At 36.1% G+C, this 14,875-nt stretch carries 12 protein-coding genes; 5 read left to right on the forward strand and 7 right to left on the reverse strand.

All coding sequences use genetic code 11. From position 1 onward, the window contains the following. Positions 1-12 precede the first annotated feature (12 nt). Positions 13-432 carry a universal stress protein gene (locus ABC382_RS22335; RefSeq protein WP_274793971.1) on the forward strand — a complete coding sequence of 140 codons (420 nt, stop codon included), beginning with the start codon at positions 13-15 and terminating at the stop codon, positions 430-432. A 75-nt stretch (positions 433-507) separates the two neighbouring features. On the opposite strand, the gene ABC382_RS22340 is transcribed toward ABC382_RS22335, so the two are convergent. From ABC382_RS22340 to ABC382_RS22370, 7 genes are all read right to left on the reverse strand, one after another. Then, the gene (locus tag ABC382_RS22340; RefSeq protein ID WP_412927109.1) at positions 508-1,365 is read right to left on the reverse strand and encodes a DUF6612 family protein; all 858 of its coding nucleotides are present in this window, start codon (positions 1,363-1,365) and stop codon (positions 508-510) included. Positions 1,366-1,612: 247 nt separating this feature from the next. Next, the gene (gene qoxD, locus ABC382_RS22345; protein ID WP_274793968.1) at positions 1,613-1,897 is read right to left on the reverse strand and encodes a cytochrome aa3 quinol oxidase subunit IV; all 285 of its coding nucleotides are present in this window, start codon (positions 1,895-1,897) and stop codon (positions 1,613-1,615) included. Further along, positions 1,897-2,496 (reverse strand): cytochrome aa3 quinol oxidase subunit III, encoded by a 600-nt coding sequence (gene qoxC, locus ABC382_RS22350; RefSeq protein ID WP_274793967.1) that lies wholly within the window; start codon positions 2,494-2,496, stop codon positions 1,897-1,899. Before qoxC ends, qoxD begins: the two co-directional genes overlap by 1 nt. Position 2,497: 1 nt before the next feature. Next, complete coding sequence (qoxB, locus tag ABC382_RS22355) at positions 2,498-4,441, reverse strand: cytochrome aa3 quinol oxidase subunit I (RefSeq protein ID WP_312506772.1); 1,944 nt, start codon at positions 4,439-4,441, stop codon at positions 2,498-2,500. A 61-nt stretch (positions 4,442-4,502) separates the two neighbouring features. Next, positions 4,503-5,399: a cytochrome aa3 quinol oxidase subunit II gene (gene qoxA / locus ABC382_RS22360; RefSeq protein WP_322611650.1), complete on the reverse strand. Its 897-nt coding sequence runs from the start codon at positions 5,397-5,399 to the stop codon at positions 4,503-4,505. 827 nt (positions 5,400-6,226) lie between these two features. Continuing rightward, positions 6,227-7,069 carry a DUF2785 domain-containing protein gene (locus ABC382_RS22365; protein WP_412927111.1) on the reverse strand — a complete coding sequence of 281 codons (843 nt, stop codon included), beginning with the start codon at positions 7,067-7,069 and terminating at the stop codon, positions 6,227-6,229. 242 nt (positions 7,070-7,311) lie between these two features. Then, entirely contained in the window at positions 7,312-7,776 is a 465-nt protein-coding gene (locus ABC382_RS22370; protein WP_412927112.1) for a hypothetical protein, read from the reverse strand. A gap of 212 nt (positions 7,777-7,988) precedes the next feature. On the opposite strand from ABC382_RS22370, the gene ABC382_RS22375 reads away from it, so the two are divergent. From ABC382_RS22375 to lon, 4 genes are all read left to right on the forward strand, one after another. Next, entirely contained in the window at positions 7,989-8,972 is a 984-nt protein-coding gene (locus ABC382_RS22375) for a hypothetical protein (RefSeq protein ID WP_412927113.1), read from the forward strand. 119 nt (positions 8,973-9,091) lie between these two features. Beyond that, positions 9,092-10,381, forward strand: coding sequence for a trigger factor (gene tig, locus ABC382_RS22380; protein ID WP_274793961.1), 1,290 nt, complete (start codon positions 9,092-9,094; stop codon positions 10,379-10,381). Between the two features lie 665 nt (positions 10,382-11,046). After that, complete coding sequence (clpX, locus tag ABC382_RS22385; protein WP_274793960.1) at positions 11,047-12,318, forward strand: ATP-dependent protease ATP-binding subunit ClpX; 1,272 nt, start codon at positions 11,047-11,049, stop codon at positions 12,316-12,318. 230 nt (positions 12,319-12,548) lie between these two features. Beyond that, a complete protein-coding gene (gene lon / locus ABC382_RS22390) occupies positions 12,549-14,873 on the forward strand; it encodes an endopeptidase La (RefSeq protein WP_312506783.1) in 2,325 nt (774 codons plus the stop codon). Positions 14,874-14,875: the final 2 nt, after the last annotated feature.

Genomic DNA, 14,875 nt, shown 5'->3' on the forward strand with positions numbered 1-14,875 from the left:
GGGAGGACTAACATGGCTAATTATCTTAAAATCGCTGTCGCAATTGATTTCTCAGAGCAATCACTCAAAGCATTCGACAGAGCAAATCATTTAGCAATACAGCATCAGGCTATTTTACAATTGGTGAACGTAATTGATACGAAATCGTTTGGAGCGGTATCTGCTTATGATTTAAAATATGCAGAGGAATTAAAGAAAGAAAATATGCTTAAAATGGAAAAACTAGAAAAAGAGGCGTTACAATTAGGTGTCAACGAGGTGGAATCAATAGTAGAAACAGGTTCACCGAAGGGTATTTTAACACAATTACCGAATGTTGATTTAATCGTCTGTGGCGCGACTGGATTAAACCGTATGGAAAAGATGATGCTAGGATCCGTTGCCGAAAAGATTGTACGCCATGCTCTATGTGATGTCTTACTAGTTCGCTAGTATAGAGAAAGTAATTATTAAATAGACGGCATAAAAAGAACCTGCTTGTATTCGAAAACAAGCAGGTTCTTTATTTTATTGGATTGTTTGAGCGTTATCTATAATGCTTTGAGGAATATCGATAGTTTTTAGATGATTAAATTCAGTATAAGTAACGACTGATTTTGTATTCATTACTAATTCGTCACCTTCTACTGCCATTTTTAAATCAAAATTCATATCCATTTTGTTTGTATCGAAAGTCTCTTTATCGATATGAAGTACATAGTTGATTTTTTCAATTGTTAATTGATCCAGCGGGTTTTCCTCTAACCCAATATCTTGCATCGATTTATTAATTTCAGAATCAATTAGCTCTTTAAATTTATCGCCTTTTGCTTCTAATGTAAGAACATATTCATCATCTGTTTGTTCAAATGAAAAATCACCAATGAATTTTTTTAGTTGTTCTAGTTGTTCTTTCGCATCTGCAGAAGCAGCTGTTTGATCTAAAATTGCTTCAAAGTTTTCATCAGGAAGCTTCATCCAGCTATCAGTTGTCGTATCTTTCATAAACAGGCCAGTATCTTTTTTCATATACATTTCCATTGGCATGTCCGTTGTTTCTTCACCTTCACTCATCATATCTGGCATCGACATAGACCCTGATAAATGCATTGCAAGTGGGTCAACAATGATGTCCATTTCCATATTAGAGTCGATAGAAAACTCCATTGCCTCTTCTCCAGATCCAACCTTTGTCACCTGTGTCATGTCCATTTTGGCACTCGCACTTTTAATGTCAGCCTGGCGGTCCACCGCTTTGTCATACACTTGCTCTAAAGTAAGCTTGCTTGTTTTCGTTGTGTCTTTCGTAGGGGTAGCGCTTGAGTTACAAGCCGCAAGTGTCAATGCTAGTGTTCCAACTGCTAATACTTTAAAAACTTTCTTCATTTCTTTCATCTCCTATTCTTGGTAAAAAACACTATCTACTACTATACGCGCTAGAAAAGGAAAAGTTTCGTAAATTGTTAAAAAAGTACTAGATTTTTATTAAAAAAACAACATTTTTCCTACTGATATTAGTAGTAAACGTTATAATTAATAAATGAATAAAGGGAAAAACAAAAAAGCTGTCACCAACTTATCGCATAAGGACGATAGTTGGGACAGCTTCTTTTTTACGCCAAGGCGTAATGGATCAATTATAACCCCAGATCATAGCGAATAATGTACCAATGATTGTTACAACACCTACGAATACTGAGTATAAAATCGTTGTATATAACGTTTTCTTATCTTCAGATTCACCAATGTGCATGAATAAAACTAATTGTACAGTTGCTTGTGCAAGGGCAGTTACTAGTAAAATAGCGAATGCCATTTTATAACTCATATCAAAGGTTACAACGGCTAAAGCGACAATTGTCAATAATAATGAGAAGCCGAAGCCCATGACATGTTGTTTTGGGAATAATTCCTTCATCAGCTAATCAGTCCTTTCAAGTAGACGAAGCTGAAGATGAAAATCCAAACAACGTCTAGGAAATGCCAGTACAATGAGAAGATAAACGCTTTGTTCGCTGTTTGTGGATTTAAACCACGTTTAGCTACTTGGATTAAAATAGCTAAGCCCCAGAAGAAACCAAATGTTACGTGGGCACCGTGCGTTCCAAGTAAAGTCATTAATGACGATAAGAATGCGCTCGTTTGAATCGTTGCGCCTTCGTGTACATATGTGACAAACTCATCAATCTCAATAGCTAAGAAGCCTAGGCCTAGTAAAAGGGTAATGATGAAGAATGTCATCATTGCTTTTTTATGACCAATACGCATTGCATGAACACCAAGACCAATTGTGAAACTACTTGTTAATAATAAGAATGTTTCCCACAGAACTGGAGTTAATTCGAAAATTTCAGCGCCATCTGGGCCACTACCTGTACGTGTATGAAGTGTGAAATACACTGTAAATAGTGTGGCAAATAACACGATCTCGGCGCCAAGGAAAACCCAGAAACCAAAGATTTTTAGGCGGTTTTCCTCTGTACTATATTCTAATGGAAGTGAAGAATCGATTTTCATATTATTTATCACCTCTCAAGCTTTTCTCAGTTGCCATAACTTCCTCAACTGAAATGTAACGACCATGATCTTTTTCGAATGAACGATGGATCATGAAACCAAATACACCAAGCATACTGATGATGGCTGGAATCCATAGATTAAATACAGCGAAGAATGCTGCAAGGAAGAAGAATCCACTCATCCAGAATGGTGTGCCTGTATTATTTGGCATGTGAATTTTTTCAATTGTACCTGCTGTAATATCGCGACCTTCTTTTTTCGCGAACCAAAACTCATCTAAGCGAGTAACTGTTGGTACTACAGCAAAGTTGTATTCTGGTACTGGAGAATGAGTAGCCCATTCAAGTGTACGACCATCCCAAACATCTGCCTTTTCATTGCGAGGCATGTGTTTCCAGCTGTAGTAAATGTTATAAACGATCAATGCAAAGCCAACTGCAAGTCCTAGAGCACCAACGAACGAAAGCATATTCAATGGGCCGTAACCAGTAGACTCTGAATAAGTGTACATACGACGAGCATAACCATCTAAACCTAAAATGAATAATGGGAAGAACGTTACGTTGAAGCTGATAGCAATAAACCAGAAACCAGCTTTCCCTAATTTTTCGTTTAAACGGAAACCGAACATTTTTGGCCACCAGTAGTGGTAACCTGCAAGTACACCAAACACTGTACCTGGAATTAATACATAGTGGAAGTGGGCAACTAAGAACATCGTATTATGATATTGGTAGTCGGCACTTGCCATTGCTAACATAACCCCTGTAACCCCACCAATAGTGAAGATAGGAATAAAGCCTAATGCATAAAGCATCGGGGTTGTAAATTGAATTTTCCCGTGCCGCATTGTGAGTAACCAGTTAAATATTTTTACACCAGTCGGAACTGCGATTGCCATTGTTGTAATAGAGAAAACACTGTTTACCATTACGCCATGACCCATTGTATAGAAGTGGTGGGCCCATACTAAGAATGATAGTAAAGAAATGACAACCATACTCATAACCATTGATTTGTAGCCGTATAAGTTTTTACGTGCAAATGTTGCAATGATTTCTGAGAAGATACCGAAAGCAGGTAGGATAACGATATAAACCTCAGGATGTCCCCAAACCCAGAATAGGTTGGCCCAGAGCATATCCATACCACCGTCTTGCATCGCAAAGAATTTTGTGCCGAATTGACGGTCAAACATCATTAGGGCAAGCGCTACAGTTAATACTGGGAACGCGAATACGATAATAACGTTTGTAATTAAAATTGACCAAGTAAACATTGGCATTTTCATTAATGTCATACCAGGTGCACGCATTTTAATAATTGTCGTGATGAAGTTAACACCCGTCATTAATGTACCAATACCTGATAATTGAAGTGCTAAAGAATAATAGTTATTCCCTACAGTAGGACTAAAATCCGTACTTGCAAGAGGGAAGTAGGCTGTCCAACCAGCGTCTGGTGAACCACCGATAATGAAAGATAAGTTTAATAAACCAGCACCTGCTGCAAATAGCCAAAAGCTAACAGCATTTAGACGTGGGAAAGCAACGTCACGTGCACCAATTTGTAGTGGGATTACAATGTTCATTAAACCGATAACAAATGGCATCGCCATAAATAGAATCATTAATAAACCATGTGTTGTGAAAATCTCGTTGTAATGTTGTGCATCAAGAAGTCCGTTATCTGGAACGGCTGTTTGTGCACGCATTAATAGTGCATCAATACCACCACGGAATAGCATTAATAATGCTACTGCGATATACATAATCCCGATTTTTTTATGGTCAACAGTTGATAGCCAGTTTTTGTAGAAAAAGCCCCATTTTTTAAAATAAGTAAGGCCTGCTACGATAACCACTGCACCAACTACGATACTAATAGCTGCCGCTAAAATCATCGGTTCTTGCATTGGATGGAATAATTCTTCCATACTCATTGGATGCGCTCCTTTCAGAAATAAAAATTAATGTAAATATTCGTTCGAAGTTAACGTTAAATTAGTGACCTGAATGTTCGCTATTCATGTCTTCTTCAGACATATCACCATGATCCATATCCATGTTTTTACCATGTTCCATTGGAGCTGGACTGAAGTCTAAGTGTGTAGATGAGAAGCTTTGACGACCAACGTGCTCTGCTTTTAATAGCTCATCAAATTTTTCTTCAGTTAATGGTGCCTCTTTAGCTTTTACATCAGCAACCCATTTATCGAAGTCTTCTTGTGTCATAGATTGTGCTTCAAATTCCATTTCGGCAAAGCCACGTCCATTAAAGTTAGAGTTACGTCCCATAAATGAACCAACTTCATCTGCCGCAAGGTGAATAGTTGTTAACATATCACTCATGGCATATTTTTGACCTGCTAATTGAGGAATCCAGAAACTTGTAATAGGACCAAATGAGTAAAGTTTGAACTCGATTGGACGATCCACCGGAATGTTTACATAGTTAACTGTTTCAACACCTTGTTCTGGATAACTAAAGTGCCATTTCCAGTTTGATGATGATGCATAAATAACTAATGGTTCCTTATCGTCATAACCTGCTGGTTGAGCTTCTACTGTAGAAGTTGTTCTAACTGTCACAACAGCTAAGAATGCTACGATAATAATTGGAATTACTGTCCATGTAATTTCTAGAAGATGGCTTCCTTCTTCATGAGGAGGCTCATAATCTGCAGATGCTTTTGATGCACGGTATTTTGTTAGCATAAAGGCTAAAAGCACATACACGACTAGTAATATAAAGGCCATTGTAATAATGGATAAAATAATTGTGTTTGATAATGTTTCGGCATTTGGTCCTTTTGGATTGAACACTGTTAATGGTTCACATCCAGCAAGAAGTGCAAGAGCACTCAAAGCTACAAACATTAAACTTAATTTTTTCTTCATGTTTGACTCCTTTCTATAGAACGGCTATTCATAAAATTCATGTGTTTTTTGTCAGTCTCACATTTACAAATAGTTGGTACTGAGGTCACCTCTTTTATCTTGGCGTATCAATCAACAACATAAGAATTTACAATGGCATGGTTCAATATGAAACATAAAATCTTGTGTTGATTGATCTGATGCAAGCGTTAGCAAAACTAATGATTGTGCAATCGTTTTAAATACGTACTTGCCTAATGACGATTGTCACAATGTGTCGTTGTTTGCACATTGGATTATACGCCCTGTTTTTAAGAAAAAACATAATTTTGTTATGAAAAAGATAGTAAAGAGGTGTTGAATTTGAACATTTTTTGAACAAAAATCGTTATTTTAGTATTGGTATTTAAAGGTTTTAATTATTAAACACTGTGAAAACGTTGAAAATACTGCATTCCTCATGTTTAACTAAGTAAATAATTTTTTTTATGAAAAATTGCATTTCACATTTTGGACGCTGTTTTGTAATAAAATCAACGTAATATCGGTCTTTTCAATACTTTTGGGTTGCCTTTTTTTTAAAAAAGGAGTAGTCGCAATGAAGGTGTGTGGAAACATTAGGATGAATTTTCAATCAAAGGAATGAGAGGAAAGGGAATAACTGTCTTATCATATTGATTATGTTAATATAATAATTTGTTTTCTTTAATATCCATATATTTACTTGATATATTCTACTCGAAAAGTAAAAAAGCAAACTAAGAGCAGTCCTAGTTTGCTGGTGTTTTAGAAAATTTTTATGTTATGGAGAAGGATGTGTAGTAAATCAGCAATTTTTAAATTGACAGTCAATCTCCAAGCTTCAGCCATTTGGCTACCTTTCCATAAATTGTGTTTTGTAATTGAGGAGCTTTATTATTCATTTTTAAGAAAAAATACAATGTTTTCATAAAGTTTAATGTGCAAGTACGTCCGCTAAAAAAGCTTTCATTATAGCCTTGCATCATTAGGTGCATTTCAAATTTATCAAAAGCTTGTTCAACAAATTCAATTAGTGCTTCCTCGGAGTAATTTTTATTTAATAATGCATCTACTATGTTAATTAAACGTTCCTCTTCATCATTGACATAGACGGTGTCTTTCCAAGTGACAAGCTTTAAAGCATGTAAGATGGAAGGGGCATATTGTAAATCGAATTTTGGGTGTTTAATGGTCGTTGAGGCTAAATCAGCACCATGGGCAATGCTGTGCGCCCATCCTTTATCTGGGACGAAACCTCTAGTATCTTGTTCTAATAATAAATAGCGTCCGATTTTTTTAAAGAAAATTTGCAAACGATCATTGTTTAAAATCAATAACTCTGCATCCTTTGCAAGAATACCTGCAACTAGTAGAGCGGAAAATGAACGAGTAAAGACGCTATCTGTTGATTTTTTACCTATCTGTAAGTACAAGAAATCATCACTAGTTGCTGTATCAAATAAAAACTGTAATTGTTGCGGGTTTACTAAATTATCGCTCAGTAAATCGATGAATGTACGATATATGTACTGATCCCGTAATTCTGCATCGATTGTGCCTATATGAGATAGCATTTCTTGTAATAGCCAATCACTGTGTTGTGACATAAAAGTTTGGCGTTCAGAAAGTGTCATTGTAGAAAAAGACTGTAATGTTTCTTTGATAGTCATGTTTGAAAAAGCCCCCATAATAATTTTTCTTCTATTATTATAGCCGCTTTTCATTTCGAATTGACAAATTTGAAACTTCGGAAAGAAAGAACGGCAACATAACGTCCCTCTTGAACGGAATTTTTTACAATATTATTTCCTGAACCTATAGAAAGTTGTTATGATAGAAACGCAACAAAATGGTAAAGCTTAAATTAAGCGCAAAAAAAGACATACCTATTTAAGTATGTCTCTTTGGCTCGTTAGAGGACGACAGCTGATTTTATGCCAATTGGCCATTCAATAAGGGAGTCCTGATTTGTCTGTAACTCGACAAGAATATGAGTGTTTTTTATAGCATCAATGAGCCATTCACTGTAATGATGATTTGGTTCTGGATGCTGTAAAATTTGCTGCATATCTTTTTTATCAACATGTAATAGTTTGTAGTTACATTCAATGTTTACTTTTTGAGGAATAATGCAGAGTGATTCATTTTGGTGACCAAGTGAAATAGAACCTGGAATATAACCTTGAATACGTAAAATATAGGTACTTGCTTCTTGTGTATAGACATCAATTTTAGTACGTGTTAAAAAATCAAATTCTATCGGCTTATCTTGAAACGGTCCGTTTGTGGTAGAAAAAGAAATGACTTTAATCGATAATGCCTCGAATGCAGGTGAGATACAATGATTAAATTCAGTAATTGTATCTAGTAATTGCATGGATTCCACTCCTTGTTAAGAACTTGGTTTTATTCAAACAGACAATAAAGGGGATGTCTGTCATTGTAATAAATTTTAGATTATTCTAATTATAATACAATTTATTACAAAATATGAATCCAAAAGCAATGATTTTTTGTTAAAAATAAGAAACTTGTGGATTTTTTTAGTAAATAACCGAATTAAAAAATAGAAATAAAGAGGTGAGAAAAATGACAAAACGAAAGCGTCATGTCATTAAACATGACAATATTGTTGTTTTTCCAGGCGCTGTCCAAACTTTAATACGTGAAGGACATTTGTTTGCAGAGAATTATCAATATGAAAAGGCAGTGGCGAGTTTTGAAAAGGCATTTGTATATGAAACTGGAGATGAATTTGCGCTGAGTGCCTATGCCTTTGCTTTATATGAAATAAAGGACTATGACAAAGCGAAAAATGTATGTGAGCAGCTATTTACGATGGGTACGTCAATGTATGTAGAAGTGATGGAATTGTACATTACCATATGCATGCAGTTAAAAGATTACCATCAAGTGGAGACGTTAATAACGACTTTACTTGAAGAAAATGTATTGCCGCATGATCAAGTTGAAAAATTTGAACGATTAAAAAGTTTGAATAGAGAAGTGTCTAGAAATCTAGAAAAGAGAGAAAATGCACAACATTTAATAGAGGAACAAGAATATGAGCTTGCGAAATTTAGTGCACTTTCACCAAATGAACAATCCATTCGCTTACACCGCCTTATGGATACCAATGTAAGACAATTAAAAACGGCATTAAAGGCTATTATTGAATGCTCAACGATTCATCCTTTTGTACAAAGCTTAGCATTAATATTGTTAGTGGAACAGGAAGTAGCCATAGACATAACAGTTTCTAAATTTGAACAAACAAAAGTCGTGAATCCAGCCAATCTAGTATTGCCTAATCAATTACCGCAATATGGAGAAATAAAAAATATTATTGAAATGAAGTTAGAGCAAGACCCTACGACATTGGAAATGGTACAATATTTAATGGCGAAACATGCCATTGTAACGTATCCGTTTGAGTGGCATCCATTCCAAGCTGATGATGTTGCTTATAGTTATATTGATTTTGTCTTAACAATGCTAGGAAATGTGCAAGAAATGGACTATGAAATCATGGACTTTTTACAAATGTTAGAAAAGCTAACAGAACTACATTAGGTATGAAATAAGTTGAAACTATACACATCTATGTTATACTAAAATGGTTGTCAAAATCGTAGTTACGAATGAATTGTCTAACATCTAAACTTGATTATTTATTTTGGAGGTATTTATACATGTCAGCAAAATGGGAAAAACAAGAAGGTAATATCGGTACTCTTACAATCGAAGTACCTGCTGTAGAAGTAGATGCAGCGATGGATCAAGCATTTAAAAAAGTTGTAAAACAAATTAACGTACCAGGTTTCCGTAAAGGTAAAATGCCTCGTAAAATGTTTGAACAACGCTTTGGTATCGAATCACTATACCAAGATGCATTAGAAATTATCGTTCCTGATTCTTATGCAAAAGCAATTGATGAAGCTGGAATTATGCCAGTTGATTACCCAGAGATTTCTGGTACAGAAAACTTTGTACATGGTCAAGATTTCACATTTACTGCACAAGTAACAGTAAAACCAGAACCAAAGCTTGGTGACTACAAAGGTCTAGAAGTATCTAAACTTCCTGTAGAAGTAACTGATGAAGAAGTGGATGCTCAAATTCAAGACCAATTAGCTCGTAAAGCTGAGCTTGAAATTAAAGAAGACGAAGCAATCGTAGAAGGTGATACAGCTGTTATCGATTTCGAAGGTTTCGTAGGTGAAGAAGCTTTCGAAGGTGGTAAAGGTGAAGACTATCCACTAGAAATCGGTTCGGGTTCTTTCATTCCTGGTTTTGAAGAGCAACTTGTTGGCGTGAAAGCTGGCGAATCTAAAGATGTGGTTGTTACATTCCCAGAAGAATATCATGCTGCAGAATTAGCTGGTAAAGAAGCAACTTTCAAAGTAACAGTAAAAGAAGTTAAAACAAAAGTTCTTCCTGAGTTAAATGATGAATTTGCAAAAGAACTTGACCCAGAAGTTGAAGGCGTAGAAGCTTTACGTGCTAAAATTAAAGAACAAACTGCAGCTCAAAAAGTAGCAGAATCAGATGCAGCTCTTCGTGATGAGCTAGTAGAAAAAGCTGCTGAAAACGCTGAGTTCGAAGTGCCAGCAGGTATGATTAACTCTGAAACTGATCGTATGTTACAAGAATTTGGTCAACGTTTACAAATGCAAGGCATGAACTTAGACCTTTACTATCAATTCTCTGGTCAATCAGAAGAAGACTTACGTGGTCAAATGAAAGAAGAAGCAGAAAGCCGTGTACGTGTCTCTTTAACACTTGAAGCGATTGCTGAAGCTGAAAAAATTGAAGCAACTGAAGCAGATATTGAAGCAGAATTAGAAAAAATGGCTGCTCAATTCAATATGACTAAAGATCAAATTACAGGTGCTTTAGGTGGTACTGCAGTACTTGAAAACGACATCAAAATCCAAAAAACAGTTGAATTTTTAGTAGAAAACGCTAAAATTACTGAATAAGATTTGTGTAACTAGATAGCTAAACAAAACAAGGTACGGCATTAAACCGTGCCTTGTTTTATCACATAAACTCTAAAAAATGGTCCCCTTATAGTTTTTTTCACTTTATACTTCACTTATACATAGTATTGTTTTAATTTTTATCTTCATTCAACAGATGTTTTGTACGGAATGTAAAATGTTAAGTACAAAACATGTCCATCTAAATAGATGGTAAACTGTATGCACAGAAGCTTTTTAGTATGTTAAACGACGACTGAATGAAGATAAAGCCAATGGCCAGAGTCAAGGAATTCAAAACCTAGACACTGTACAATTTAAGGCGAAATTGATACGATGCTAAAAACTTCATTCAGAAAAGTCATATATAATAAAATTACTAATTTTGAATGAATAAACCCTAGGTAGATGAATGTAGTAGATTCATAACGATGGATAGTTGGTTTTGGTGTAATCTAAGTGAAGTGCCATACGAAAGAATCATGTAAAGTCACGAAGTAAACACGTTCCTAGAGGATACTTTGGTAAGCAAATGAAGAAAAGAACATGATGATGCGTTATAATCTATACATGCATGAATGCCTTGGCGTAAATGATGCAGACAATTTATTTGATAAAGGTTCAATAATCTTGTAAGATTGTTGCTTGAATAGGGGTGAAACATATTGTTCAAATTTAATGATGAAAAAGGCAATTTAAAATGCTCATTTTGTGGAAAACCACAAGAACAAGTACGTAAATTAGTTGCAGGTCCAGGTGTTTATATTTGTGATGAATGTATCGAGCTTTGTTCCGAAATCGTTGTAGAGGAACTAGGTGTAGAAGAGGAAATCGAATTTCAAGATATTCCAAAACCAAAAGAGATCCTAACGATTCTAGATGAGTATGTAATTGGACAAGAACGTGCTAAAAAGGCATTGGCAGTCGCAGTTTACAATCACTATAAACGCATCAATACGAATAGTAAAATTGATGATGTTGAATTAGCAAAATCGAACATTGTGTTAATCGGCCCAACTGGTAGCGGTAAAACTTTATTAGCTCAAACGTTAGCACGTATACTAAATGTTCCATTCGCAATTGCGGATGCTACCTCCCTAACTGAAGCAGGTTATGTAGGTGAGGACGTTGAAAATATTTTATTAAAGTTAATCCAATCAGCAGATTATGATATTGAGCGTGCTGAAAAAGGGATTATCTATATTGATGAAATCGATAAAGTAGCACGTAAGTCGGAGAATCCATCTATTACACGTGATGTTTCTGGCGAAGGTGTTCAACAGGCACTCCTTAAAATTTTAGAAGGAACGGTTGCAAGTGTTCCGCCACAAGGAGGACGTAAACATCCTCATCAAGAGTTTTTACAAATCGATACAACTAATATTCTTTTCATCGTTGGTGGTGCATTTGATGGTATTGAAACGATCATTAAACGCCGTCAGGGTGAAAAAGTAATTGGATTCGGTTCAGATCCGAATAAAGTAGACGTAGATGAAGGTTCTATCATGTCAAAGCTGATTCCTGAGGATTTACTGAAATTTGGTCTAATACCAGAGTTCATTGGTCGATTACCTGTACTTGCGAGTCTAGAGCAATTAAATGAAGCTGCTCTTGTACAAATTTTAACGGAGCCAAAAAATGCACTAGCCAAGCAGTATCAAAAAATGCTTGAACTAGATGGCGTTGAACTTGAATTTGATGAAGGTGCTCTTGTTGAAATTGCAAAAGAAGCAATTGAGCGTAAAACAGGTGCGCGTGGTCTTCGTTCAATTATTGAGTCAACAATGCTTGATGTAATGTACGAATTGCCTTCACGTGAGGACGTAAAAAAATGTATCATTACAGCAAAAACAATTACGGATAAAGAAAAACCGAAATTGCTTCTTGAAGATGGCACTGAACTCGATGAAGGTAGCGATACAAAAACTTCAGCATAACGAATAGATATGGCTGTCTACCGTTGTGAGATAGAGAGTAATTAGCTGACTTCGATTGTGCAATATTCGCACATATCGACAGTCAGCTTTTTATTCATTTCTACATAAAGCTAATTGTAACTTGAAGAAATTTTTGGCTCGCTTCAATAACTAGTGTGAATCAATTTTTTAAACACATACTAGTAGCGCGGGATGTGAACATGAAAATTTTGACGGAGGTGAATGCCCGCATGGTGACAATACAAAAAACAACAAATGTACCATTATTGCCTTTACGTGGACTTTTAGTATACCCATCGATGGTGTTACATATTGATGTGGGTAGAAATCGTTCTGTAGCGGCGCTAGAGCAGGCGATGTTAGAGGACCAAATGATTTTATTGGTGACACAAAAGGAAATGCACGATGAACAGCCTGAGGAGCAAGATTTATATTCCGTTGGTACAATTGCATATGTCAAACAAATGCTAAAATTACCAAATGGTACGCTGCGAATTTTAGTAGAAGGGGTTGCTCGTGCTACCTGGGAAAATTATCGGGCGTTAGACAAGTATACAGTTGTGGATATTGACATTAAAGAGGAATCGGTAGATAAAGATGTAGAAACGCTAGCATTGATGCGTACATTATTGACGTATTTCGAAAAATATGCAAAATCCTCCAATAAAATCACAACTGAAACAATCAATACTGTAACGGATATCGAAGAACCTGGACGTCTAGCAGATATTATCGCTTCTCATTTACCGTTTAAGATTGCGGATAAGCAAGAAGTATTGGAAATGCTAAGTGTTAAAAAACGTCTTGATCACTTAATTATCCGTTTGCACGATGAACAAGAAGTATTGGATTTGGAAAAGAAGATTAATTCCAAAGTAAAGCAGTCCATGGAGCGTACGCAAAAGGAATATTATTTACGTGAACAAATGAAGGCTATTCAAACTGAGCTGGGCGATCGCGAAGGGAAAACTGGAGAAGTTGCAGAATTGCGTAAGCGTATCGATGAAGCAGGTATGCCAGATTCAACAAAAGAAGCTGTACTCAAAGAATTAGATCGCTATGAAAAAGTGCCAAGCGCTAGTGCAGAAAGCGGCGTTATTCGCAATTATATTGATTGGTTGATATCACTACCATGGACAAAAGCAACAGAAGATCGCATGAATATTACACATGCCGAGAATATTTTAAATCGTGATCATGATGGGTTAGAAAAAGTGAAAGAACGTGTTCTAGAATATTTAGCCGTACGTCAGCTGAAAAATTCGCTGAGAGGACCTATTTTATGCTTAGCTGGACCTCCTGGGGTAGGTAAAACATCTTTAGCTCGTTCCATCGCAGAAAGCTTAGATCGCAAATTTATTCGAATTTCGTTAGGCGGCGTTCGTGACGAATCTGAAATTCGTGGACATAGACGTACGTATGTTGGCGCAATGCCTGGTCGTATTATTCAAGGAATGAAAAAAGCAGGTACCATTAATCCAGTATTTTTATTAGATGAAATTGATAAAATGTCTAATGATTTTAGAGGCGACCCTGCAGCAGCAATGCTAGAAGTATTAGATCCTGCGCAAAATAATACATTTAGTGATCATTATATTGAAGAGCCATATGATTTATCAAATGTGTTATTTATTGCAACAGCTAATGATTTGAGTAGTATTCCTGGTCCATTATTAGACCGTATGGAAGTTATTTCTATTGCAGGTTATACTGAAATTGAAAAAACTCAAATTACGAAAAATCACCTAATCCCTAAGCAATTGAAAGAACATGGATTGAAAAAAACGCAAGTAGTGATTAAAGATGAAGCAGTCATCGATATTATACGCTATTACACGCGCGAGGCAGGTGTTCGTGGTTTAGAACGACAAATCGCAACGCTTTGCAGAAAAATTGCCAAAATCATTGTATCTGGTGAGAAAAAACGGGTAACTGTTAGCTCAAAATCACTACAAGAGTTAATCGGTAAACATCGATTCCGTTATGGGCAGGCTGAAAAGGAAAACCAAGTCGGTGTCGCTACTGGACTTGCTTATACAACTGTAGGCGGAGATACGTTACAAATCGAAGTATCCTTGACACCTGGTAAAGGAAAGTTACAGCTTACTGGTAAGCTTGGGGAAGTCATGAAGGAATCTGCTCAAACAGCATTATCCTATGTTCGCACGAAAATGGAAGATCTTGATGTGGATGCGGAATATTTCGATACACATGATATTCACATCCATGTACCTGAAGGCGCTGTACCTAAAGATGGACCTTCTGCAGGTATTACTATGGCAACTGCTATTGTCTCCGCTATTTTACATCGCCCAATTCGCCGTGAAGTTGGTATGACAGGCGAGATTACATTACGGGGCCGTGTATTGCCAATCGGAGGTCTAAAAGAAAAAACATTAAGTGCTCATCGTGCAGGCTTAACAACAATCATATGTCCAAAAGATAATGAACGTGATTTAGAGGATATTCCTGACAGTGTACGTGAGCAACTAACATTTAAACTAGTGTCATCGGCTGATGAAGTTTTAGCCTATGCACTGGACGGAGGTTTTTAGAA

Source organism: Lysinibacillus phoenicis (assembly GCF_047238325.1).
GTDB lineage: Bacteria > Bacillota > Bacilli > Bacillales_A > Planococcaceae > Lysinibacillus > Lysinibacillus irui.

What these genes read in the sequence shown, in the direction of transcription:
- ABC382_RS22335 (WP_274793971.1), top strand. Translation starts at nt 13, where the DNA reads ATGGCTAATTATCTTAAAATCGCTGTCGCAATTGATTTCTCAGAGCAA.
- ABC382_RS22340 (WP_412927109.1), bottom strand. Translation starts at nt 1,365, where the DNA reads ATGAAGAAAGTTTTTAAAGTATTAGCAGTTGGAACACTAGCATTGACA.
- qoxD (WP_274793968.1), bottom strand. Translation starts at nt 1,897, where the DNA reads ATGAAGGAATTATTCCCAAAACAACATGTCATGGGCTTCGGCTTCTCA.
- qoxC (WP_274793967.1), bottom strand. Translation starts at nt 2,496, where the DNA reads ATGAAAATCGATTCTTCACTTCCATTAGAATATAGTACAGAGGAAAAC.
- qoxB (WP_312506772.1), bottom strand. Translation starts at nt 4,441, where the DNA reads ATGAGTATGGAAGAATTATTCCATCCAATGCAAGAACCGATGATTTTA.
- qoxA (WP_322611650.1), bottom strand. Translation starts at nt 5,399, where the DNA reads ATGAAGAAAAAATTAAGTTTAATGTTTGTAGCTTTGAGTGCTCTTGCA.
- ABC382_RS22365 (WP_412927111.1), bottom strand. Translation starts at nt 7,069, where the DNA reads ATGACTATCAAAGAAACATTACAGTCTTTTTCTACAATGACACTTTCT.
- ABC382_RS22370 (WP_412927112.1), bottom strand. Translation starts at nt 7,776, where the DNA reads ATGCAATTACTAGATACAATTACTGAATTTAATCATTGTATCTCACCT.
- ABC382_RS22375 (WP_412927113.1), top strand. Translation starts at nt 7,989, where the DNA reads ATGACAAAACGAAAGCGTCATGTCATTAAACATGACAATATTGTTGTT.
- tig (WP_274793961.1), top strand. Translation starts at nt 9,092, where the DNA reads ATGTCAGCAAAATGGGAAAAACAAGAAGGTAATATCGGTACTCTTACA.
- lon (WP_312506783.1), top strand. Translation starts at nt 12,549, where the DNA reads ATGGTGACAATACAAAAAACAACAAATGTACCATTATTGCCTTTACGT.